17 protein-coding genes and 2 pseudogenes are annotated in these 22,035 nt (G+C 75.2%); 2 read left to right on the top strand and 17 right to left on the bottom strand.

The genetic code is table 11. From position 1 onward, the window contains the following. Window positions 1–33: 33 nt before the first annotated feature. From IEY94_RS23915 to IEY94_RS03535, 10 genes and pseudogenes are all read right to left on the bottom strand, one after another. Window positions 34–4,938: a protein kinase domain-containing protein gene (locus tag IEY94_RS23915; protein ID WP_189168530.1), complete on the bottom strand. Its 4,905-nt coding sequence runs from the start codon at window positions 4,936–4,938 to the stop codon at window positions 34–36. Between the two features lie 129 nt (window positions 4,939–5,067). Continuing rightward, window positions 5,068–5,586 carry a DUF6879 family protein gene (locus IEY94_RS23285; protein WP_229783277.1) on the bottom strand — a complete coding sequence of 173 codons (519 nt, stop codon included), beginning with the start codon at window positions 5,584–5,586 and terminating at the stop codon, window positions 5,068–5,070. Between the two features lie 100 nt (window positions 5,587–5,686). After that, a pseudogene (locus tag IEY94_RS24235) lies at window positions 5,687–6,286 on the bottom strand (Scr1 family TA system antitoxin-like transcriptional regulator); the annotation flags it as partial. Further along, the gene (locus IEY94_RS24230) at window positions 6,267–6,407 is read right to left on the bottom strand and encodes a DUF6879 family protein (RefSeq protein ID WP_373291207.1); all 141 of its coding nucleotides are present in this window, start codon (window positions 6,405–6,407) and stop codon (window positions 6,267–6,269) included. The pseudogene IEY94_RS24235 and the gene IEY94_RS24230, both read right to left, overlap by 20 nt. Window positions 6,408–6,433: 26 nt before the next feature. Further along, window positions 6,434–6,787, bottom strand: a pseudogene (locus IEY94_RS24225) (DUF6879 family protein); the annotation flags it as partial. After that, window positions 6,787–6,990 (bottom strand): hypothetical protein, encoded by a 204-nt coding sequence (locus IEY94_RS03555; RefSeq protein WP_189168528.1) that lies wholly within the window; start codon window positions 6,988–6,990, stop codon window positions 6,787–6,789. The pseudogene IEY94_RS24225 and the gene IEY94_RS03555, both read right to left, overlap by 1 nt. A 155-nt stretch (window positions 6,991–7,145) precedes the next feature. Further along, window positions 7,146–7,766, bottom strand: coding sequence for a TlpA family protein disulfide reductase (locus IEY94_RS03550; RefSeq protein WP_189168527.1), 621 nt, complete (start codon window positions 7,764–7,766; stop codon window positions 7,146–7,148). Further along, window positions 7,763–8,233, bottom strand: coding sequence for a hypothetical protein (locus IEY94_RS03545; RefSeq protein ID WP_189168526.1), 471 nt, complete (start codon window positions 8,231–8,233; stop codon window positions 7,763–7,765). The genes IEY94_RS03550 and IEY94_RS03545 overlap by 4 nt, the downstream gene beginning before the upstream one ends. Then, window positions 8,215–10,191 carry a M6 family metalloprotease domain-containing protein gene (locus IEY94_RS23910; protein WP_268244814.1) on the bottom strand — a complete coding sequence of 659 codons (1,977 nt, stop codon included), beginning with the start codon at window positions 10,189–10,191 and terminating at the stop codon, window positions 8,215–8,217. The genes IEY94_RS03545 and IEY94_RS23910 overlap by 19 nt, the downstream gene beginning before the upstream one ends. Window positions 10,192–10,380: 189 nt before the next feature. Next, window positions 10,381–11,091 (bottom strand): winged helix-turn-helix transcriptional regulator, encoded by a 711-nt coding sequence (locus IEY94_RS03535; protein WP_189168524.1) that lies wholly within the window; start codon window positions 11,089–11,091, stop codon window positions 10,381–10,383. Between the two features lie 142 nt (window positions 11,092–11,233). Between IEY94_RS03535 and IEY94_RS03530 the strand changes: the two genes are divergently transcribed. Then, window positions 11,234–12,070 carry a class I SAM-dependent methyltransferase gene (locus IEY94_RS03530; protein WP_229783276.1) on the top strand — a complete coding sequence of 279 codons (837 nt, stop codon included), beginning with the start codon at window positions 11,234–11,236 and terminating at the stop codon, window positions 12,068–12,070. Between the two features lie 64 nt (window positions 12,071–12,134). Here the strand turns inward: IEY94_RS03530 and IEY94_RS03525 are convergent, their stop codons facing one another. From IEY94_RS03525 to IEY94_RS03515, 3 genes are all read right to left on the bottom strand, one after another. After that, window positions 12,135–13,946 (bottom strand): DUF2334 domain-containing protein, encoded by a 1,812-nt coding sequence (locus tag IEY94_RS03525; RefSeq protein WP_229783275.1) that lies wholly within the window; start codon window positions 13,944–13,946, stop codon window positions 12,135–12,137. Next, window positions 13,943–15,124, bottom strand: coding sequence for a non-hydrolyzing UDP-N-acetylglucosamine 2-epimerase (gene wecB / locus IEY94_RS03520; RefSeq protein WP_189168522.1), 1,182 nt, complete (start codon window positions 15,122–15,124; stop codon window positions 13,943–13,945). Before wecB ends, IEY94_RS03525 begins: the two co-directional genes overlap by 4 nt. A gap of 68 nt (window positions 15,125–15,192) precedes the next feature. Next, complete coding sequence (locus IEY94_RS03515; protein ID WP_189168521.1) at window positions 15,193–16,548, bottom strand: glycosyltransferase family 2 protein; 1,356 nt, start codon at window positions 16,546–16,548, stop codon at window positions 15,193–15,195. Window positions 16,549–17,359: 811 nt separating this feature from the next. Between IEY94_RS03515 and IEY94_RS03510 the strand changes: the two genes are divergently transcribed. Then, window positions 17,360–18,376 (top strand): helix-turn-helix domain-containing protein, encoded by a 1,017-nt coding sequence (locus IEY94_RS03510; RefSeq protein WP_189168520.1) that lies wholly within the window; start codon window positions 17,360–17,362, stop codon window positions 18,374–18,376. On the opposite strand, the gene IEY94_RS03505 is transcribed toward IEY94_RS03510, so the two are convergent. From IEY94_RS03505 to IEY94_RS03490, 4 genes are read right to left on the bottom strand one after another with little or no spacing between them, the layout of a single operon-like run. After that, window positions 18,339–19,325, bottom strand: coding sequence for an ABC transporter substrate-binding protein (locus IEY94_RS03505; protein WP_189168519.1), 987 nt, complete (start codon window positions 19,323–19,325; stop codon window positions 18,339–18,341). The two genes, IEY94_RS03510 and IEY94_RS03505, sit on opposite strands and share 38 nt — an antisense overlap. A gap of 20 nt (window positions 19,326–19,345) precedes the next feature. Further along, entirely contained in the window at window positions 19,346–19,705 is a 360-nt protein-coding gene (locus IEY94_RS03500; RefSeq protein WP_189168518.1) for a 4Fe-4S dicluster domain-containing protein, read from the bottom strand. Beyond that, on the bottom strand, window positions 19,702–21,303 hold the full coding sequence (locus tag IEY94_RS03495; protein ID WP_189168517.1) for an FAD-dependent oxidoreductase: 1,602 nt from the start codon (window positions 21,301–21,303) through the stop codon (window positions 19,702–19,704). The genes IEY94_RS03500 and IEY94_RS03495 overlap by 4 nt, the downstream gene beginning before the upstream one ends. Continuing rightward, window positions 21,300–22,034 (bottom strand): ABC transporter ATP-binding protein, encoded by a 735-nt coding sequence (locus IEY94_RS03490; RefSeq protein ID WP_189168516.1) that lies wholly within the window; start codon window positions 22,032–22,034, stop codon window positions 21,300–21,302. The genes IEY94_RS03495 and IEY94_RS03490 overlap by 4 nt, the downstream gene beginning before the upstream one ends. Window position 22,035: the final 1 nt, after the last annotated feature.

Raw genomic sequence — 22,035 nt, 5'->3', positions numbered from 1 at the left:
CGGCCGCGGCACCCGAACGAAAGGTCTGATGTCCTACCGGCTCTCGGGGCCGGTGCCGCGCACGGTGCGCCAGAGGTCGGCGAGGCGCGCGCGCATCCGCTGCTCCAACGGGAGGTGGACCCAGCCGTCCGGGTCGGGGCGGTGGGCGAACTCCGGCAGGTGGACCGCGAGGAAGACCGTGAAGTCGGCGGTACCGAGCCAGTCGGGGGCCAGGCCGGGGACGGCGTCGCGGACGAGCCGGGCGGCCGCGGCCAGGGGCAGGGCGTGCGGGCTGCGGGCCGCCAGGGCGGCGCGGAGGACGGCGCGGGCGCGCTCGACCAGGGCGGCGCGGCGGTCAGCCGGGAGGCCGTGCAGGCCGGTGCGGCGGTGCGGGGCGGGCTGATGCGGTACGGGGTTCGTGGCGGGCGCGTTCGGCACGGGGTGCGTGGCAGATGCGGCCGGGCGGGTGGGCTCGGCGACGGACGGCGGCGGGGCCTTCGCGGCCGCCGGCCGCGCGGGCGTGGACCCGGGCTGCTTGCCGCCCTGCTTCGGCGGCGTGGCGGGTGTTGCTGCCGGCGGGGACGCCTTCGCGGACTTCGTGCTCGGCTTCTTCGCGGCGGCGGCCGGGCCGGCGGGCTCGGGGGCGGTGGGGCCGGGCTCGGGGGCGGTGGGGCCGGGGCTGGCGGGCTTCGCCGCGGGAGTGCCGGCGGCGGCCGGCTTGCCCGGCGCCGGCTTCGCCGACGGCTGCTTCGCCGGCGGCTGCCCGGGAGCCGGCTGCTTCGCTGCTGACTGCTTCGCCGCTGGTTGCTTCGCCGCTGGTTGCTTCGCCGCTGACTGCTTCGGCGACGGCTGCTTCGGCTGCTGCTGCTTCGGCGGTGCGGGATTCCCGGCCGGCCGCGTCGGCGGTGCGGCGGGTGCGGGCGGCTGCTTGCCGGCCGGTTGCTTGGCGGCCGACTGCTCGTCGGTCGGGTTCTTCGCGGTCGACTGCTTCGTGGCCGGGTTCTTGGTGGCCGGGTTCTTGGTGGCCGGGCTGTGCGTGGCCGCATCCTGGGTGATCGAATCCCTTGTGGTCGGCCGGGTCGTGGTGTTCGGTGTGGCGGTGTTCGGTGTGGCGGTGCCCGGCGCGGCGTCGGGGCGGGCGCCCGCGGGGACCGGGGTGCCGGGCAGGGCCAGGAGCGGGCCGGACAGGGTATCGATGCGGGTGAACTCCGGCAGGTGGTCCGCCAGGAAGGTCGTCAGCTTGATCCGGCCGGCCCACTTCGACGCGTACAGCGTCGGCGTCTCGCGGACCAGCACGTCCCCGATCATGCTCACCGACAGCGGGCCGTGCGCCAGCAGCGCCGCCCGGATGGACCGCCGGGCCCGGGTCAACTCGACCGCCGACGGCTCGACCGACTCACCCGATCCGCCCGGTGAGGGGCCGCCCGACGGCCGACTCCCGGCCGGCGCAGCGGGAATCGGCCGAGCCGACGGGGGTGGAACCGCCGCAGCGGGAGTCGGCCGAGCCGGCGCAGGCGAAGTCGGCGTGGGGGACGTTCCCGCGGGCCGAACCGGTGCAGGTGAAGCAGGCGGGGCCGATGTTCCCGCGGGCCGAACCGGCGCGGGGCGAGGCGGTGCGGGTCGGGTCGGCACCGCCGGAGCTGACGGCGGGGTTCCCGCTGGTCGAGCCGCCGCGGGGCGAGGCGGCCCCGGTCGAGGCGGTGCGGGCCGGGCCGGCACCGCCGGTGCCGCCGCCGGCGGAGTCGCCGGCGGCTCCGGGGGGTCCGCCCGCAGCGACGCACCCGCAGCGGACCCTCCCGCCACGGGCCCGCCGCCCACGAATCCACCAACCGCGGGCTCACCGGCCGCGTGGCCCCCGCCCACCGGGCCGCTGCCCGTCGAGCCCCCGCGCGGCGGGCCGCCACCCGTCGGGGCGCCGGGCGCCGGGCCGCCCGGCGCGGAGCCCGCTGTCGTCGAGCCGGCGGCCACCCCGCGCGGGTTCGTCACCGATGACGCCGCATCGGGTGCCGCCGGGCCGCGGGGCGGCGGGTGCAGGGCGCCGTCGCCACCGTTGCCCGGTACGTGCCGGTACTCGGGCAGGTGGGCCCGCACGAAGGCCAGCAGGCGCCCGTACCCCGCCCACCTCGTCGCGTGCACCGCCGGCGCCGCGTCCATGATCAGGGTGCCCACCCGGGACATCGGCAGCGGCCCGCCCCGCCGGGCCAGCGCCGTGGCCACCGCGCGCCGCGCGCGGTCGAGGTCGGCGGCGGTCACCGGCTCGGGCAGCGCGACGCCCCCCGCGGTGCCGGCCGGATCGGCCGAGCGCACCGCGCTGCCCGCCGCGCGGGACGGACCCGGGGCGGCCGCCGGCACGCCGCCCGGCGGCAGCGCGGAGCCGCCACCCGGCGCCGGGACGGCGGCGTCGGCGACCGCCGGCCGAGCCGGATCGGACCCACCCGCCGCGCCGCCGACGGAGCCGTATGCCGCGGCGAGCACGACGGGCGCAGCGTGTACGACGGACGCGGAGAACCCGGCGGACGGGGAGAGAGCGGCGGCTACGGCGGGTGCAGAGGCCGCGGAGTCGCCCGGTGGGACGACCGGTGGTGCGGGTTCGGGAGCGGGCGCGGTCGGGCCGGCGGCGCGGAAGACGTCGGCCCAGGCCAGGCGCATGTCGCGCAGCGACGCGAACCGCTGCGCCGCGTCCCGGTGCAGCGCCCGTCCGAAGAACGCCACCAGCCCCGCCCGCAGCCCGGCCGGGAACGCCGCCGCCGCGAGCACCGGCGGGCCGGTGGTGAACCGGGGCTCGGTCCGCCCGTCGCCCCACGTCGGCAGGGTCGCCGAGGCCAGCTCGTGCAGGGTGACGGCGAGGGCGTACCGCTCGGCCGCGTCGTCGTACGACGTCCGGTCGGCGGTGCCGAGGAAGGGGTCGAGGTACCGGGGCGTGCCCGCGCCCGCGTCGGCGGCGGGCAGGTCGGCCAGCGAGAAGTCGAACAGCACCGGCGCCGCCGGGCCCTTGGCCCGGGTGCGGATGACGATGTTGTCCGGCTTGAGGTCCCGGTGGTGCAGGTTCTCGCCCTCCAGGAACGCCACCGCGCCGATCAGCTCGTCGCCGTACGACTCCAGCTCCGCCGGCGGCAGCGGCCCGGCCGTGCGCAGCCGGCGGGCCAGCGTCTCGCGGCTGACGTACTCGAACAGCAGCGCCGCCCGGCCCGCGATCGTCAGCACGTCGGGGTGCTGGAGCCGGATCGTCCGGCTGTCGTCGCGCAGCCGGCGCAGCACCGCGGCCTCGTGCACCAGCCGCGGCGTCTTGGCCGGGGACAGCGCGACCTTCAGCACGTGCCGCTCCCCCGCGGCGTCCCGGACGACGAACGCCCGCGACGTCGAGCCGGTGCCCAGCGCGTGGTCGACCACCCAGTCGCCGATCCGGTCGCCGGGCTCGGCCTCCAGCGGGTCCACCGCGGGGTCGGCGGCGCGGCGCGGGGCGGTGAGGTCGCGTTCGAGGTCGTCGAGGCGTTCCAGCAGCTCGTCCATCGTGGCCGTCCGCCGGGCGGGCACGGGCGCGGTGGCCGGCTGGACCAGGTCGTCGGCGCTGGGCGGCAGGTGCGGGGCGGCGGCGGACGGCAGCAGCCCGTTGTCGACGGCCAGCCGGTGCAGCAGCTCGCCGTACCCGGGGGCGGGCGGCGCGCCGGTGAGCAGGGCGTACGCGACCGCGCCGACGCCGAACACGTCCAGCGCGATCGGGTCCGCGTCGCCCTGCCGCCACTCCGGCGCCAGGTAGGCATCGCCGGCGTCGGCCAGGTGCATGCTGGCGTGGACGGTCCCGGAGACCGCCGGGTCGTCGTCGGCCGCCCGGGCGCGGCTGGCCACGTTCCAGTCGATGATCTCCAGCCGGGGCCGCTCCCACGCCTGCTCGTCGCCGGCGCCGGGCCCCGGCACGACGAGCACGCTGCGGGCGGAGAGGGCGCGGTGGTACAGGCGGTGCCGGTGCGCGTACGCGACGGCCTCGGCGAGCTGCCGGACCAGCGCCAGCCGGGTGCCCGCGGCGAGCCGGTCGCCGCGCTCGGCCAGGAACCGGTCGAGCCGGACGCTGCGCGGGTCGTACCGGTACACCAGCGCCGGCCCGGCCTCGTGCCCCTCCAGCGCGTCCACCCGGACGATGTGCGGGTGGTCGATGCCGTGCAGCGCGGCGATCTCCCGCCGGGCGGCCCGCTCGACGCTCTCCCGCTGCGCGGCCAGCGCCCGCCGCTCCACCAGGTACAGCCGCACCCGCCGCCGCTCGGCCGGTAGCTCGGCGTGCGTGGCCAGGTGGTCCTGCCAGGTCGGGCCCTCCTCGAACGGCTGCCGGTCCAGCGACCAGGCGCCGACCCGGTAGTACCGGCGGCTCTCGTTGACCCCGATCCGGCCCAGCAGCGCCGTCAGCTTGCGGGCCGCGCCGGCGGTGACCGCGGCCCGCCGGTCCCGCGGCGGGGCGGTGAGCAGGGCGCCGATGTCGGGCAGCCCGGGCGGCCGGCCGTACAGGCCGTGCCGCTGGTGCGCCGGCAGGTCGACGGTGAGCTGGGCCTTGCTGAAGTACACCGCCGCGCTGACGAACGGCACCCGCACCCCGGCGTCGCCCGGCTCGGCGCGCAGCAGCCCGCCCAGCTTCTTGGCCTTGGCGTCGGCGAGGTGGAACGGGTTGTCGAAGTCCTTCTGCCGCCCGCGCGCGGTCTTGACCCAGCGCCCGTCGTGCATGGCCAGGTCGCCGACCCAGCTCTTGACCTCGATCAGCAGGAAGCCGGCGGGCCCGAGGACGAGCACGTCCACTTCGTACGGCCGCCCGGTGTCGGAGGTGAAGGTGAAGTTGGACCAGGCGCGGTACGGCTCGGCGTCGGGCAGCGCGGCGCGGAGCTGGTCGAACGCCTCCCGCTCGTGCGGGTACTCCGTGGACGTGACCGAGGTCCACCGCTCCGCGAGCATCTCACCTCCGGGTCCGGCGTTCACCTCCCGGCATGGTACGGAGGGCGCCGCCCGGCCGACCGGACCACGCGGACTCCACCGACAACCGCCGATCCGACCCGTTGGTGCCGTAACCCGACGCGGTGTCGGTGATGAGGGTCCCGGCGCGCCGCCTCATGACCCGGGCCGGTACTCGCCGTGCGGGGTGGCCACGTCCCACGCGGCGTCGAACGCCGACGCGCACCTGCGCACCACGGTCGGATCCTCGCTCAGCCCGTACTCGTGGCCGCCGCCGGAGCCCGAGTGGAACGTGAACATGACGGCGTTGTCGTCGAGCACCCAGAAGTCCGTCGGCGGCATCATGACGGTCGCGGCCTCCCGGCGGTTGACCCATCGGATGTCCTCGCCCGCTCCGGGGATGACGTGGCTGGCGTCGCGGATGAACCGCTGGTAGTCGCTGAGCGGTTCGTAGACGATCTTGATGCGGCGCATCCGGACCCCGCGGCTCGCCATCCCCCGGACGACGTCGCACCAGCCGTCGAGCCGGTGGGCGTCGGGGTCGCCGGCCTTCCAGCGCTGGAACGGCTCGTCCTCGGCTTCGATGCCGTAGGAGTCGCGCAACTCGATGTGGACGAACCGGCGCCGGACGCTCCGGTACCGACTGCGGAAGTCGTCGAGGCCGATCAGGTGCATCACAGCTCCTTGAGGGACGGAAGCACCATTCGCCGGCGGACGGCGCCGGACCGGTCAGAGCTCGTTCAGGATCCCCGCGATGATCCGCCGGGCGGCCCATGAAGGAGATCAGGTGGACCAACTGGGCCTCGTGGTGCTCGTCGCTCGTGTACCGGAAGCGCAGCGCCGCCTCCCCGAGAACGGCGACGATGCCGGACGGTGGGCGCAGGGCGACCTCGGCGCGCTTGAGCCGGTACGCGACGGCTTCATCGACCTCCCGGACCGCGTCGTGGACGTCGCGCCGGTATCGGACGACGCTGCGCACATACGGCTCGATCTGGAACATGCCGGGGATGATGGTCGGCTCGAAGATCCGGAACAGCAGAGTGTTCGCGTACGTGGTGAGCGGCCGGTAGACACTGCGCATGCCCAGCGCGCGATACCGCGTCCGCAGGTCGACGTACGCCTCCTCGACCGTCCGCAGCGTGGCGATGATGTCGGGCAACTGGCCGTCCGCATCACACGCCCGGCACCACGCACGGGCGTTGGACTCACTCGGCGAACAGTGGCCGTTCTCGATTTTCGAGATGGGGGTGAAGTGCAGGCCGGAGCGGGCGGCGAGCTCGCGCGCGCTGATTGCCGCGTCCTGCCGGATCCGTTTGAGGCGAATCCCCAGAGCCCGGCGGCCCGCGGTCGCGGCATCAATCGAGTCGGTACTCATCGTGATCTGTGGACAGGCCCCAGAACTCCTCGAAGACACGCGCGCACTCCGCCACCTCGGCCGGCGACTCGACCAGGGAACGCCGCACCACCCGACCCGTACCGTCGAAGAACAGGTAGATGACGCTGCTGTCACATCGAGCACGTAGAAGTCGGTGGCCGGGATCAGCCGACCCAGCAGCCGCCGCCGGGGCAGCCAGCGGGTCGCTTCGCCGGCCTCGACGATGGGGCCGACCATCGCCCGGGCCCAGCGGTGGTACTCGTTCAGCGGCTCGCAGACGACCTTGACCCGCCTGAGTTTCCGACCGCGGTCGGCCAGCGCGCGGAACATCGGACAGAAGCCGGCGTAGTAGGCCGGATCAGTGGGCTGCCCCCGCCGCCATCGCTCGACCTGTTCCAGGTCGGCCGGTACGCCGTATGAATCGCGGAGTTCGGCGTGCGCCCAGGACGACTCGATCGATTCGAGGCGGCCGAGGAATTCCCGGCGGCCCAACTCCACCATCAAGGCTGCACCCGGAACAGCGGCATCATTCGCGCCGGGATTTCCACGACCGTCTCCCCGTCCGCGATGTCCATCGCGGAGAGCGCTTCGGGATCACTGACCACCCAGCCCTGCACGACGTACGAATCGCGGTCCGTCCGATACAGCGACGGGCATTCGGTTCCGCCGCTACCGGGGTCCTCGCCGAGGAATTCGACCTTCATGGAGCTCCTCCGTCCGGCGACCCAACGAGCATTTCCGCCCGCAATGATGCCGCCGCCTCCAAAAAGGATTCAAGTCAACTCCGGTCAACTCCCGCCACCGGGCGAGGATCGGCGCCGCGGAACGGCCGCACGCACGAGGCGGTGAGAGGGCGGGATCAGTCGGCGAGGACGAGTTCGTGGAGGCGGGCGTCCAGCGTCGCGGCGTCCAACCCACCCGGCCAGCCGCGCAGCAGCCCTCCCCCCGCCGCGACGACCGCCACCGCCGGCGGCTCGCGGACCGCGTACGACCGCCAGATCGTCTCGTCCGCGTCGACCACCACCGGGTACGCCACCCGGTGCGCCCGCAGGTACGCCGCCAGGTCCGCCGGCTCGTCCCGGGCGGCGACGGCGACGAACACGACCCGGTCCCGGTACCGCTCGGCCAGCGCCGACAGCGCGTCCGCGCGCTCCGCGCACGGCGTGCACCACGAGCTGACGAACAGCAGCACCACCGGCCGCCGCGCCCACAGGTCGGCGCCCCGGACGGCGGTGCCGTCGACCAGGGTGCCGGCGAAGTCGGGGGCGCCGGGGGCGCCGGTCGGGGTCGGGCGCAGGCGCGGGTCGGCGGGGGCCGGGCCGGGCAGGTGCGCGGCGCCGCCGGGCGGCGGGCCGGCGGGGGCGTCGGGGCCGCCGCAGCGGGCGCCGGCCAGCGCGAGCACCGCCAGCACCAGGCCGGCGGCGGCGAGCGCACGGAGCGGGCGGGGGCGGTGCGGGCGGCGGGCGCCCCGGACCCTCACGACGGCACCACCGCGACCAGCGCCGCACCGGCGGTGCTGGTCAGCGGGATCGGCGGGCCGCCGGGGACGACGAGCCGGTACACCTCCCGGCGCGGGACCCGGACGGGTGCGGAGAACTCGCAGTACGTGGGCTCGCGCGGGATGTCGAGCGCCTCGTCGAACGGCACCGCGACGCCGGCCGGGAGTTCGCCGGTGGCCAGCGTCGCGCCGGTGCCGTCGGTGACCCGGAAGTCGGCGCGCCGGTGCAGGTGGGCGTAGCCGCCGGTGCCGGCGCACTCACTGCCGACGGGGCGGATGTTGATGTCGCGGACGAGCAGCCGCAGCCGCGCGTCCGTGTCGTCGGCGCCGCAGCCGGCGAGGCCGGCGAGCAGGAGCAGCGCGGCGCCGGCCCGGCACCACCCCGCGGCGGGGGTGGTGCCGGGCCGGCGCGCGCGGGCCGGTGCGCGGGTCAGCGCGGGACCCGGCATTCGGCGGTCGCCGTCTTGCTGGCGTCGCTGACCGAGGTCGCGGTCAGCGTGACGACGCCGGTCTCGTCGGCCTGCGCGGTCGCGCCGACGGCGACGCGGACCGGCGCGGTGGCGCCGAACTTCGCCTGCGCGAGCGCGTTGGGCAGTTCGGCCCGCCAGCCGGCGCCGGCCACCTTGGCCGACAGCTTGTACACGTCGGACTGGAGGTAGGCGCTGGCGTCCTCCGGGTGGCCGGGGTTGCCGGCGGTGTAGCTGCCGGTGTTGGCCAGGTCGAAGGTGCAGGCCACGCCGGGGCCGGTGGCCGGTCCGCCGTCGGGCTTGCCGGCGCCGAGGGTCACGCCGCGCTTGCTCTGGCCGGCGCCGTCCAGCGAGCGGACCGCTACCGTGTACCGGAGCGTGCCGTTGGCCTCGCGGCGCAGGTCGAGCACGTAGAAGTGCATCCGGTTGGCCTCGTCGACGTACTCGTACTCGCTGCCCGAGCGGGTGCCGGCGTGCAGCAGCGCGTCGGAGAGCTGGCGGTAGTCGCCGATCGTGATCTTCTGCGGCGCGCCGTCCGGCCGGTAGAAGTCGATCATGTTGATGTCTTCCGGGTGCGAGTCGATGACCCACTGGAACGGCATGGTGTCGGCGTTCTTGGTCTTGCTCAGCATGACGCCGTTGTCCGGGGTGAACGAGTCCGGGCCGAGCCGGCCGACCACCTCGACGGTGTAGTTGTTGTACCCGCCGCCGTCGCACAGCGGGTCGGTGTTGACGTTGCAGGCCGGGGCCTTGTCCTTGTCCATCGCGATGTTGATGCCGGTGAGCCCGGACGCCCCGGCCGGGACCGCGCGGGCGGTGACCTCGGCGACGACCGGGCCGGACTTGGCCAGCGCCTCGCGGGAGAGCCGCAGCACGTTCTGCTCGTCCACGAGCTTGATCTTCATCTTGTCCCGCAGCGTGTGCAGCGAGCCCATGGACGCGCCCGCGACCGGCGGGATCTGCCAGCGGGTGTGCGGGCCGCCCGGCCCGTTGAACGCGCCGCGCGACATCATGCTCCAGATGCCGGTGTACGCGCGCCGGGGCGGGTTGCCGTACGGGTTGTTGTAGTTGTCGCCGATGTTGAGCAGGTGCGTCAGCTCGTGGGCGAACGTCGCCATGCCGGAGCTCTCCGCCTGGGTGGAGGAGTTGCCGCTGGCGTTCGGCCAGATGGCCGAGGCCGCCTTCCAGGACGTCCAGTCGACGTACCGGGTCTTGGCCCAGTTCTGGCCCTTCCCGCCGGGCGGGCCCCAGGCGGCCGGGACGTCCTCCTTGCTCTTGAACATCATCTGGCCGAACTCCTGCCAGACCGAGGACTCGTCCTGGCCGGCGGAGAGGATGAAGATCAGCTCGTACTTCTTCGCCTCGGCCTCGCCGACCGCCTTCTTCCAGGCGCCCAGGCCGTCGGTGCGCAGGTCCTTGCCGCAGGTCGCGCCGGACGGGCAGGCGCCGGGGTTCATCCCGCTCTCGATGCCGTACTCGAACGCCTTGCCGGGCATCTTGTACGGGCCGAAGCCGGTGAGGTCGACGCCGTACCGGCCCTCGGAGTCCTGCATCCAGTACTCGTGCAGGGTGTGCCCGCGGTTCAGCTCGTTGGGCTTGTTGAGGAAGTCGCGGTAGAAGCCGGCGACCTGGTCGCGCGGGATGTTCGAGGCGGCGGCGCCCGGGTTGCCGAACACGTCCGACTTCGGCTTCTGGGTGGCGGCGAACGCCTGGTCCGGGTAGTCCAGCGCCACCATGGCGATCTTGAAGTTGCGGATCGAGCCGCTGCGGCCGGGGTCGGCCCAGTTGGCGTTCGGGACGGGCTTGTAGTCGTCCCAGGTCATCTTGTCCGGGTTCTGCCAGTTCTGCGGGTCGAGCACCGCGAACGGGTCGGTGCTCGGCGCGGCCGCGGCGGCGGGGGTGGCCGGCACGAGCAGGCTGAGCGCAGCGAGTGCGGACAACAGGCGGCGGCCGCGCCGGGGCGGTGAGGGGTGCATCGGATCGCCCTTCGGTCGAGGGTCGAGGGGTCCCGAACCGGGTGGGGTGGCGGGGACGTGGGGCTGTGAAAGCGAACCTAGCAGTTCACATCGGCGCTGGTCACTATGCCGCGATCACCGAAACGCCGTACCCATACGCCCCGCAGCGGCCGGTCACGCCGGCGTCGGGGCACCCGCCCGGCGCTGCTCGGCCCGGCGCAGCGCCGCGGCGAAGAACTCGGTGGAGAACCAGGTGGGGAACGCCCGGACCAGGTGCCCCGGGCCCAGCAGGTGGGTGTGCCCGGCGGTGGTCAGCCGGCCGAACGGGACCAGCCCGATCAGCCACCGCTGGAGCTGCGCGGTGTCCGACCGAATAGTCAAGTCGATGCCGAGGCCGGGGTCGTACGAGCACACGCTCACCCCGCCGCGCTCGATGTCCAGCCACCCCTCGGCCGCGCCGGCCCCGGTGAGCACGAGGTGCACGACCGTGCGCCGGTCCGGCAGATTGGCCGGGATCGCGTGCTGGTGCATCCGCCAGAGCAGGGACAGCCCGTCGCACTCCTCCTCGGCCGGGTCGCCGAACCGCCACTCCGCCGCCCAGTGGCCGATCGCCCAGACGATCGGGGTCAGCGCCTCGCCGGCCTCGGTCAGCGCGTACCGGACCGGGCGGCCCGGCCCGGCGGGGGTGCGCTCGACCAGGCCGCGGCGCTCCAACTGGCGCAGCCGCTGGGTGAGCAGGGTCCGGCTCATCCGGGGCAGCCCCCGGTGGATCTCGTTGAAGCCGGTGGACCCCACCATCAGCTCCCGGATGACCAGCGGCGTCCACCGGTCGCCGAGCACGTCGACGCCGACCGAGATCGGGCAGTAGTCCGCATGCTTCGCCACGCCCCCCATCCTGGCCCCCGCGCACGCCCGGGGGTAGTACGGATTCCGTACCGGTCCGGTACAGCGATTGCACTGGTTCGGCCCGCGGCGCGGGCGGATGCTCGGCTCGTCAAGAACGAACGCCGCACCGAAAGGTCCGATGATGACCACCACGACCGCGGCCGGCCCGTCCGCGCTGGCCCTCACCCCGCTCAAGACCACCCAGCAGGCGACCTGGGCCAGCGGCGACTTCCGCCGCATCGCGGCCCGGATCGTCCTGGTCAGCGAGTTGCTGGCCGATGCCGCCGACCTGCGCGCCGGCTCGCGCGTCCTGGACGTCGCCTGCGGCAACGGCAACGCCACCCTCGCCGCCGCCCGCTCCGACGCCGCCGTCCTCGGCGTCGACTACGTCGAGGAGCTGCTGGCCGACGGCCGGCGCCGGGCCGAGGCCGAGGGGCTGGCCGTCGAGTTCCGGCTCGGCGACGCCGAGGCGCTGCCGGTGGCCGACGACTCCTTCGACGCCGCGCTCAGCGTGTTCGGCGTCATGTTCGCCCCCGACCACGGGCGGGCCGCCGCCGAGCTGGTCCGGGCTGTCCGGCCGGGCGGCACGATCGGCCTGGCCTCCTGGTGCCCGGACGGGTTCATCGGCGCGATGTTCCGGACCGTCGCCGGGCACGTGCCGCCGCCGCCCGGCGTGGCGTCGCCGCTGCTCTGGGGTACCGCGGACCACGTGGCCGAGCTGCTCGGCGACGCGGCGGCCGACATCCGGTCCGAGACCCGGACCTGCACGCTGCGCTTCCCGACGGCCGCGGCGTTCGTGGACGAGTTCCGCCGCTGGTACGGGCCGACCGTGCGGGCCTTCGGCGCGCTCGACGAGGCCGGCGCGGCGGCGCTGCACCGGGAGCTGACCGCGCTGGCCCGGCAGTGGGACCGGCACGGCGGCGAGGGGGCGGTGGCGCTGCCGTCGACGTACCTGGAGTCGATCGTCACCCTGCGCTGAACGCACACGGCGGCGGCGGGGCGCTGTGCGCGCCCCGCCGCCGCTTCCGTGCTCCCCTGCTTCGTCAGCCGTTGAGCATCGTCTGCGCGGTGACGAACGAGTACCCCTTGCCCTGCACCCCGGCCACGACCTCGTCGAGGTACTTGGTGCCCAGGTACGGGTGGTAGAAGAAGCTCGCCACGCCGTCGCGGATCACCAGGTTGCGGTCGGCCGACGCGATGAGGTCGGACGGCAGCCGCGCCGCGTGGTTGTTGAACGCCTCGGGCTCCACGTTGCCGATGTTCTCCGGGACGATCACGGTGCCGTACACGTCCCGCACGGTGTACGGGAAGTACTGACCGGTGGCCCGCGAGTGGTCCACGGTGCCGCCGCTGAGCAGGCCGGGGAAGTACAGCGTGCGGTCGTACCGCTTGCCGAACAGGCTGTGGATCGTCTGGTAGTCCACGGCGCTGCCGGCGTAGTGCGGGAACTCGAAGATCGTGGCCGGCTTCAGCCCGGAGAGCGCGAACTGGAGCTGTGCCGACACGACCCGACCGGTGACCATGGCCGCCGAGTCGCCGGGGACCGGACCGTCGTAGATGACGGAGTCGTTGGCGTCGACGTGCGCCCGGTAGAACTCGAAGTCGTTGCCGCTGGTGCCGTCGTAGGGGTTGATCAGGCTGCCGTTCTGGTGCGTGTAGCCGTGCATGATCATCGTGCCGCCGCGGGCCTCCATGTACTTCAGCGCCTTGATCACCTCGGGCCGCTGGAGCAGCGAGTAGTCCTGCGCCTTGCCGTTGTTCTGCTTGCCCAGCGGGTCCCGGTACCGGGTGTACAGGGCGACGCTGAACGGGATCTTCTTGGCGTACAGGGTGTCGGCGATCGCCCGCAGCTCGGCCGGGTCGGAGTCCGGGCCGGCGTCCTCGATCCGGACCAGGGCCCGCTTGCGCTCCGCGGCGCTCGGCGCGCCGAGCGTGTCGAACAGCAGGTCGGCGTAGGCCAGGTAGCGGTCGTCGTGGGTGACGTACGAGAACGGGATCTCACCCAGGTAGGTCAGGTTGCCGGAGCGGACCGCCCACGGGAACCGGCTGCCGTCCTCGCGGACGGCCTCCGCGAGCACCTTGGTCTTGGCGGCGTCGCTGATGTTGACGTCCATGATGCCGGCCGCGTTGCGCGCGTCGCGGGTCAGCTCCTTGCCCTTGTAGTCCACCCGGGCGACCTTGGCCAGGTCGAACTGGCTGTAGGTGAAGCCGCGCTTGGCCGCGAACTGCGGGTCGCGGGCGGCGAGCTGCCAGATGTTGTCGTACATCCAGGTGACCGACTTGCTGGTCGCGTTCACGTCGTCCAGGAACGCCACCGGCAGCGGCTCGTCGTAGGTCGAGCCGACGTAGACGACAGCGGAGTACGCGTTGATGTCGCCGGCCTTGTACCCGGTCACCGGGGCCGCGGTCCAGGCGCCGAAGTGCGAGGCCAGATTGGCGGCCTGGATCGCGTAGACCTCGCCCAGCCAGGCGAACGGGCCGGTGCTGTCGTACAGCACCAGGGTCTTGGCCGTGCCGCCGCCGGGGGCGGCCGCGCCGGAGCGGGGCTTCGCGGTCGGGGTCGCCGCCGCGGCGGCCGCCGCGGTGACGCCCTTGGCCGTGCCGGCGGCCGTGGTCTTGGCGGCCGCGGCCGGGACGGCCGGGGTGTCGGTCGAGCCGAGGATCTGCTGCACGGGGCGCAGCTTCAGCGGCGTCGGCGGGGCGGGCAGCTTGCCGCCGCCCTGCGCCGTCGTGGTCGTCGGCTCCAGCATGCCGGTGCCGGTCGTGACGATCGCCAGGCCGGCGGCGATCGTGAGGGCGAAGCTGAGCGCGGTGGCGACGACGACTGCGCCGCGGGTGAGCTTGGTGCGGTTCATCGGGCATCGTCTCCGGTGTTGTGGGCGGGGGTGGGCAGGGCGGCCGGGCGGGTGGCCAGGCCGAGCAGGGCCGCGGTGGCCCTGGCGGTGCGGGCGGCGGCGTGGCCGTCGCCGTACGGGTTGCCGTTGGCGGTCATTGCGTCCCGGCGGACGGGGTCGTCGAGCAGGGCCGCGGCCTCCTTGACGATGAGGTCCTCGTCGGCGCCGACCAGCCGGGCGCAGCCGGCGTGCAGCGACTCGACCCGCTCGGTGACGTCGCGCAGCACCAGCGCGGGGACGCCGAACGAGGGCGCCTCCTCCTGGATGCCGCCGGAGTCGGTGAGCACCAGGTACGCCTCGGAGAGCAGCCGGGACAGGTCCGGGTAGGCGACCGGGTCGGTGATCGTGACCCGGTCGACGTCGCCGAGCGCCGCATCCACCTGGGCCCGGACGGCCGGGTTGGGGTGGCTGGGCAGCACGACGTCGATGTCGGGGTACCGGCGGACCAGCGTCCGGACGGCCGACAGGATGCGGTCCAGCGGCGCGCCCCACGACTCGCGCCGGTGCGCGGTGACCAGGACCAGCCGGCGGCCGGGCGCGGTCGCCCGGGCGGCGAGCGCCGGGTCGGCGAACGGCAGCCGGCGCCCGGCCACGGTCAGCGTGGCGTCGACGACGGTGTTGCCGGTGACCAGTACGTCGTCGGCCGGGACGCCCTCGGCGAACAGGTTGTCGGCGGCCAGCGGCGTCGGGGCCAGGTGCAGGGCCGCGACCTGCGCGACGAGCCGGCGGTTGGCCTCCTCCGGGAACGGCGAGTCCAGGTCGCCGGAGCGCAGCCCGGCCTCCAGGTGCACGACCGGGATGCGCCGCCAGAACGCGGCGAGCGCGCCGGCGAGGCTGGTCGTGGTGTCGCCCTGGACGATCACCGCGGCCGGGGCGCGCTCGGCGAACAGCGCGTCCAGCTCGGCGACCATCGCGGTCAGCAGCTCGGCCTGGCTGCCGGTGGTCCGGCTGACGGCGAGCGTGACGTCGGGGGCGAGGTCGAAGGCGGCGAGCGCCTGGGTGACCATCGTCGGGTGCTGGCCGCTGGCGACCAGGACCGGGGCCAGCAGCCCGTCGGCGGCCATCGCCGTGGCGACCGGGGCTAGCTTGACGGCCTCGGGCCGGGTGCCGGCGATGAGGTGGATCTCGGGGAGCGACATCGGTTTCTGCTTCTCTCTCTCCGTCGGCCGTGCCGGGACACGGTTGGCGGTTCGGGGATGGGTGCGGGTCAGGCGGCGACGGCCAGTGGGCCGGCCGTGCCGATGACCTGCGGTGTCAGCTCCTCCGTGAGCCGTTCGGTCTTCGCCCAGGTCTGCCGCCCCGCGAGGTGCCGGAACACCGCGCGGTAGGTGGCGACGAGGCCCAGGATCAGGAATGCGGGGTACGCGAGCGCGGCGGTGAACAGCCGGCCGATCGACTCGTCGCCGAGCCGGCGGCGGTGGACGATCGTCCACACGAAGCCGGGGAACAGCGTGGCGGCCAGCCACACGCCGGACATCTCGCCGAGGTCCCACCAGGTCGGCAGGTACGGGATCGGGTGGCCCGCGGCGAGCGCCGCCACCCCGGCGACGGTCATGCCGGCGAGGATCGCGGTGAGGATCGCGTTGGCCCAGGGCGAGAGCAGGTAGTGCAGCATCTCGGCCAGCGAGCGCGGGCGGATCGTCGTCGAGGTGACCAGCTTGAGCAGGTACCGGGCGCACTGGATGTTGCCCTGCGCCCAGCGGGTCCGCTGCCGGGTGAGCCGGCGGACGTCCACGACCGCCTGCTGGGTGACCGAGGCGCGCGGGGTGTACCGGATGCTCAGGCCGGACAGGTGCATCCGCAGGCCCAGTTCCAGGTCCTCGACCAGGCAGGCCGACCAGGGCGCGTCGCCGAGGGCGAGCAGGGCGCCGAGCCGGGTGAACTGGCCGTTGCCGCCGAGGCCGACGGTGTCCAGGCTGTCCCGGACCCGCTGGAAGGCGTTGACGACCGCGCCGAACTCGAGGTCCTGCACCGCGCCGAGCAGCTTGCCGCGGTTGCGGATGCGCACCTGGCACTGGACGGCGCCGACCTTCGGGTCGCGCATCCGGCGGCTGACCTCGATGAGCAGGTTGGGGCTGCCCTGGCCGTCGCCGTCGATGATGCCGAGGACGACCTTCTGCGGGTCCACGCCCTCCTCGATGGCCTTGGCGGCGATGAGCCGGTACGCGGCGTTGAGCGCCTCGCCCTTGCCCTGCCGGGCCTCCGGCAGGTCGCGGCGCAGGACGGTGAGCCGCGGGTGGTCGATGGCGCCGAGGATCTCCGGGGTGCGGTCGTCGGAGCCGTCGTCGATGACGAGGACCCGGACCAGCGTGTCCACCGGGCCGCGGAGGCGGAGGGCGGCGTTGACGGTGTTGGCGACGACGACCTCCTCGTTCAGCGCGGGGACGACGATCCAGAACTGGCGCGGGGAGGCGCCGCCGTCGGGCAGCTCGGCGATGGCGTCGCGGGTACGCACGGCCGAGTACCGGCCGGCGGCACCGGCGAGCACCACGGTCAGGGCGGGCCAGGCGAGCAGGATGGCGTGGCTCACGACGACGAGGAGCCAGCCGTGGGTCGCGGTCATCGTGTCCTCCCCTGCTCTGTGACTGTTCGTGATGCGGGGCGCCGGAATTGCCCTGTGCGAGTGGCGCAAATCCGACGATAAAGAGTCACCGAGCGTCACACAATGTCTGCCGATGGCCGCTACCCGACCGCCGTCGCGGACGGTCCCCGTGGGCTACGCGGAACCGGACACCGGGCACAGCCCGCCGCGGGCTCCGGGCCCCGCCGACGCGACGCTGCGTAGGTATCACTGCGATAAGTCCGGATAAATACGCCGAAACAGGGCGCGCTTTTCACGGATTGTCATCCCGGCGGGGGCGGCGTTGGCCCGCCGGCCGATTCAGCCGCCGGCGGGCGGCCCGGCGGTGGCGGGAACCGGGCGGCGCCGGGTCGAAAAGGTGGGCGTTAACCCAGCGTGAAGTAACCCGGACGCCGGGCCATGACCACGTAGGGTCACGACCCGGCGTCCGTCGGCGGCCCGGTGTCCTGATCCGGGCCGCCCGGCCCCGGCGGGGCGGGCGCCCCTCGGCCCTCGGCCGGGGCGAGCGAACTGGCGGCGGGGTCCCGATCCCGCCGCCGGGCCGCCCCGGCACGCGGTCGGGGCGGGCGCTCGCTCGGGCAGTATGCGAACGCCCGGTGGCCGGGACAAGACATCACGGTGCGATTGGCACCTCCCGGTTTTCACAGATGCCCGGCACCGCCGGCGGTCCGGGCCGAAGCCGCAGGCGCCCGGTTACTCGCCATGTGAATATTGGTGAACGTTCACATGGCCGGGGCCGTGGAGCGGGCTAGCCTCGCGGCGTACAGACCGTTGTCCCGGCGGGAAGAGCACCATGCAACAGCACCTCAGGTCCACCCTGCGCCAGGGTCCGTTCCACACGGCCCTGCGCGCCGCCATCAAGGCCCGCGGCCTGTCCCTGGACCGGCTGCGGCAGCGCCTGCTCGCCGCCGGTACCCCGGTCGGCCTGGCCACGCTCAGCGCCTGGCAGTCCGGCCGCCGCCGCCCCGAGCGCCCCGAGTCGATGAGCGCGGTGACCGTCCTGGAGCGGGTGCTGGAACTGCCGCCGCGGTCGCTGTTCCGGCTGCTCGGCGCGCCGCGCCCGCGCGGCCCCGGCCCGCGCCGGCGCACCCCGCCGCGCCGGTTCGCGGAGATCATCCAGCTCGGCGAGCCGGTCACCGCGCTGACCGAGGAGCTGGGCTGGCGGGACGACCGGCTGCGGGTGATCAGCGCCTGGGACCAGGTCCGGGTCTCCGCCGGGAGCTGCCTGACCTCGATGGAGTCGCTGGTCACGCTGGAGGCGGCGGCGGACGTCGACCGGTACGTGACCGTGCACCACGGTGCCCCCGGCATCGACCTCGGCCGGACCGTCCGGTTCGAGGCGCTGGCCCACTGCCGGCTCGGCCGGGTCCGGCAGCACCCCCAGCACCCGCTGATCGTGGCCGAGCTGCTGCTGGACCGACGGCTGCGGGCCGGCGACACCGCGCTCGTCCGGTTCCGGGTGACCGACACCAGCGGCAGCCCGGACACCGAGTTCGGCCGGTTCTTCCGCGCCCCCGCCCAGCACACCGCGCTCGCGCTGACCTTCGCCCCGGACGCCCGCCCGGCCCGCTGCTGGCGGTTCACCCGGGAGCGGCAGGGCTGGCCCGACCGGACCCGGACCGAGGTGCCGGTGGGCCCGTACGGCGACGTGCACGTCGTGCGCGCGCCGGTCCCGCCGGGCTTCGTGGGCATCGGCTGGGAGCCGGCCGCGGTCCCGGACGGGGACGCGAACGGGGCGGCCGGCGAACCGCCGACCGCCCCGGTTGACCGGGTCAGCGCGCCCCCGGCGCCAGCCACGCGTCGATGGTGAAGTCCTTCTTCAGGAACTTCTGCCCCGCCAGGAACTCCTTCGTCCCGCCCAGCAGCGCCAGCCCCGCCGGGGTGAACGGCTCCGCCGCCCACTGCTCCGGCCTCGTGCTCGCCGCGACGACCGCCGGCGGGAAGCCGTTGATCGACGTGGTGTACGCGAGGAAGCCGGGCCAGTCGCCGCGGGCCCGCTCGTGCGCGGCCCGGTGCACGGCCTGCCAGGCGGCCACGACCGCGGGGCGGGCGGCCAGGTACTTCTCGGTGACGACGGTCGCGCTCGTGCCGCGGTACCGCGGGTGGTCCCGGGCGGCGGTGTCCAGCAGCGGGTAGCCCCCGGCGCGCAGCAGCTCGACGTTCGCCGCCGGTACGGCCGCGGCGTCCACGTCCCCGCGCTCCAGCGCCGCCTCGACGTCGGTGGAGTAGACGTGCACGATCCGGGCGGGGGTGACCCGCGCGTCGGCGAGGGCGCCGAGCAGGTACCGGTGGATGTACGAGCCGGTCTGCACCGCCACCTTCTTCCCGACCAGGCCGGCGAGCGAGGTCGGGCCGCCGCCCTTGCGGGCGAGGATGCCGGCGTCCAGGTTGACCTGCGACTGGGCGACCAGCCGGGTCGGCTGGCCGGCGCCGCGGGCGACCAGCGCCGGGGTGTCGCCGTACGTGGCGAGGTCCAGCTCGCCGGCCGCGAGCGCCTGGTTGAGGTCCGGCCCGTTCGGGAACGTCACCACCTGCACCGCGGTCACCCCCAGCCCGCCCAGCAGCGGGACCAGCCCGCCCCCGGCCAGCAGGTAGCCGACCGGGCCCGTGAGCTTGTTGCCGGTGCCGATCGCGCCGATCCGCAGGGTGCCGCCGCGCGGGCCGTCGCCCTCGGCGTCCGCCGGCCCGCCGCAGCCGGCCGCCGCGAGCAGCGCGGCGGCGGCCAGCGCCAGCACGGCGGTGCGTCGGGGAGGTCGCATGGTCGTTCCCTTCGGGGTGGTCATCGGGCGCCGGCCGGGGTGATCCGGCCGGGCGGCAGGGCCGGGCCGACGGCGAGCCGGGCGCCCGGCCGGCGGCCGCGGCCCCAGCCGATCTCCCGGCGGTAGCTGCCGAGCAGACCGGTCGCGGCCAGGTGGGCCTCGTCGCGCAGCGGCGAGTCGGCCGGTACGGGCGCGGTCTGCGGGGCGACGAACAGGGCGTCGGCCGGGCAGTGCGCCTCGCACATGAAGCAGGTCTGGCAGTCGCCCTGCCGGGCGATCACCGGGAGCCCGGCGGGGCCGCTGTCGAAGACGTTCGTCGGGCAGACCGCCACGCACACGTCGCAGGTGACGCAGCGGTCGGCCGAGACCAGCTCGATCACGACGCCACCGCCGCGAGGGCGCGGCCGGCGACCGGCTCGGGGGCGGTCCACAGCTCGTCCAGGCCGCCGACGGTGAGCCGGTGCCGCTGGCCGGGGTCGAGCTGCGGGTACTCCTGCCGCCGGGCCATCCCCCGGCTCTCGGTGCGGGCGAGCGCGCCGGTGTACATCCAGCGGGCGTGCGCGACCATCGCCGCCGCCTGCCGGGTGCGCACCGCGTCGGCGCCGGCGGCCCGGGCGCCGCCGCGCAGGGCGCGCCAGGTGCCGTCGAGCGCGGCCAGGGCGGGGCGCAGCCGGTCGCCGTGCCGCAGGTAGTTGCGGTCGTACGGGTGCACCTGCTCCCGGACCACCGCCACGGCGGCCCGCCAGTCCGGGGCGGGCGCGCCGCCGGTCGGGCGCAGGCCGGCGCCACCGGCCGGGGTGAGCCGCCGCCGGGCGGCGGCCGGGCCGAGCGCCGCGGCGAACCGGGCGGCGCCGCGCCCGGCCCAGGTGCCCGAGGACATCGCCCACGCCGAGTTGTGGCTGCCGCCGCCGGTGAAGCCGCCGCAGATCAGCTCCCGGGTGGCCGCGTCGCCCGCGGCGTACAGGCCGGGGACGGCGGTGGCGCAGTCGTCGTCGTGGATCCGGATCCCGCCGGTGCCGCGGACCGTGCCCTCCAGCAGCAGCGTGACCGGGAACCGGTCGGTGAACGGGTCGATGCCCAGCCGGTCGAACGGCAGGAAGAAGTTCGGCTGCCCCAGCCGCATCTGCTCCTGCTGCGCCGGCGTGGCCCGGTCGATCGTGCACAGCACCGGCCCGGTGAGCAGCTCGCGGGCGATGACCGAGCGGCCGCCCTGGCTGCCGGCGCCGACCAGCGGGGAGCCGTCGGCGCGGAAGAAGGTGGCGAAGTTGTAGTACGCCGTCTTGGTCACCGAGGTGAACGCGGGCGCGATGGCGTACGCGGTGGAGAACTCCATCCCGGACAGGTCCGCGCCGACCTCCGCGGCGTACAGCGCGCCGTCGCCGGTGTTGACGTTGCAGCCCAGCGCCCCGGACAGGAACGCGCAGCCGCCGGTGGCCAGCACCACCGCGCCGGCCCGGACCCGGTACCCGTGGTCGTGCTGGCGCCGGTACCCGCGCACCCCGGCGACCGACCCGGCCGGGTCGGTGAGCAGCTCCAGGACCGGGCTGTGGTCGAGGATCCGGACGCCGGCGCGCTTGATCCGGGCGCGCATCCGGCGCATGTACTCCGGCCCCTGCACCCCCCGCTTGTACGGCTTGCCGTCGACCACCGGGAACGGGTACCGCATGTCCTCGGCGAGCCGGTTCATGTTCGCGTACGTCCGGTCCAGCACCCGGTCCATCCAGCGCCGGTCGGCCAGGTGCCCGCCGAGCGCCTCCCGGCTGGCCCGGGCCCGCTCCCGGTCGGCCTGGTTCGGCGCGACGTACCAGACGCCGGTGCCGCCGGACGCGGTCGGCCCGGACGTGCCGCAGTAGCCCTTGTCCAGCAGCAGCACGTCGGCGCCGGCCTCGGCGGCGGTCAGCGCCGCCCAGGCGCCGGCCGGGCCGCCGCCGACGACCACGACGTCCGCGGCCAGGTCGAGAACCTCCACTGTGCTCATCGGTCATCTCCTCGGGGTTCGGCGGCGGGCACGCCCAGGCCGGCGAGCAGCTCCCGGCGCAGGGCGAGCAGCCGCGGGTGGTCGAGGGCGCGCGGCCGGGGTACGTCGACGGGGAACTCCGCGGCGATCACCCCGCCGCGCATGATCAGGGCGCGGTCGGCGAGCTGGAGCGCCTCGTCGACGTCGTGGGTGACGAGCAGGACGGCCGGCCGGTGCTCGGCCCACAGCTCGCCGACGAGCGCCCGGGCGCGCAGCCGGGTCAGCGCGTCCAGCGCGCCGAACGGCTCGTCCAGCAGCAGCAGCTCCGGCGTCCGGACCAGCGCCCGGGCCAGCGCCACCCGCTGCGACTCGCCGCCGGACAGCGTCCGCGGCCACGCGTCGGCGTGCCCGGCCAGGCCGACCTCGGCGAGCGCGGCGAGGGCCCGCCCGCGCAGGTCCCGGCCGGTCAGGCCGAGGACGACGTTGCGCCACACCCGCGTCCACGGCAGCAGCCGGTGCTCCTGGAACACGATCGCCCGGCGGGCCGGGATGTCCATCGCGCCGGTCGCCTCCCGGTCCAGCCCGCCGAGCGCGCGCAGGAAGGTGCTCTTGCCGCAGCCGCTGGCCCCGAGCAGGGCCACGAACTCGCCGGGGCCGATGTCCAGGTCCACGCCGCGCAGCACCGGGCGCCCGTCGTACGCGCGCCGGGCGTCCCGCACCCACACCGCCGCGGCGGTGGTCGTCGCCGTCATC

The sequence above is a fragment of the Pilimelia anulata genome (assembly GCF_014647895.1).
Lineage (GTDB): Bacteria > Actinomycetota > Actinomycetes > Mycobacteriales > Micromonosporaceae > Pilimelia > Pilimelia anulata.
Note: the sequence above shows the minus strand (reverse complement) of the source record. Positions and strands in the feature narration are given on the sequence as shown.

Excerpts from the sequence above, each read along its gene's own strand:
- IEY94_RS23285 (WP_229783277.1), bottom strand. The coding sequence starts at position 5,586 with ATGCACCTGATCGGCCTCGACGACTTCCGCAGTCGGTACCGGAGCGTC.
- IEY94_RS03555 (WP_189168528.1), bottom strand. The coding sequence starts at position 6,990 with ATGAAGGTCGAATTCCTCGGCGAGGACCCCGGTAGCGGCGGAACCGAA.
- IEY94_RS03545 (WP_189168526.1), bottom strand. The coding sequence starts at position 8,233 with ATGCCGGGTCCCGCGCTGACCCGCGCACCGGCCCGCGCGCGCCGGCCC.
- IEY94_RS03530 (WP_229783276.1), top strand. The coding sequence starts at position 11,234 with ATGACCACCACGACCGCGGCCGGCCCGTCCGCGCTGGCCCTCACCCCG.
- IEY94_RS03525 (WP_229783275.1), bottom strand. The coding sequence starts at position 13,946 with ATGAACCGCACCAAGCTCACCCGCGGCGCAGTCGTCGTCGCCACCGCG.
- wecB (WP_189168522.1), bottom strand. The coding sequence starts at position 15,124 with ATGTCGCTCCCCGAGATCCACCTCATCGCCGGCACCCGGCCCGAGGCC.
- IEY94_RS03515 (WP_189168521.1), bottom strand. The coding sequence starts at position 16,548 with ATGACCGCGACCCACGGCTGGCTCCTCGTCGTCGTGAGCCACGCCATC.
- IEY94_RS03510 (WP_189168520.1), top strand. The coding sequence starts at position 17,360 with ATGCAACAGCACCTCAGGTCCACCCTGCGCCAGGGTCCGTTCCACACG.
- IEY94_RS03505 (WP_189168519.1), bottom strand. The coding sequence starts at position 19,325 with ATGCGACCTCCCCGACGCACCGCCGTGCTGGCGCTGGCCGCCGCCGCG.
- IEY94_RS03495 (WP_189168517.1), bottom strand. The coding sequence starts at position 21,303 with ATGAGCACAGTGGAGGTTCTCGACCTGGCCGCGGACGTCGTGGTCGTC.
- IEY94_RS03490 (WP_189168516.1), bottom strand. The coding sequence starts at position 22,034 with ATGACGGCGACGACCACCGCCGCGGCGGTGTGGGTGCGGGACGCCCGG.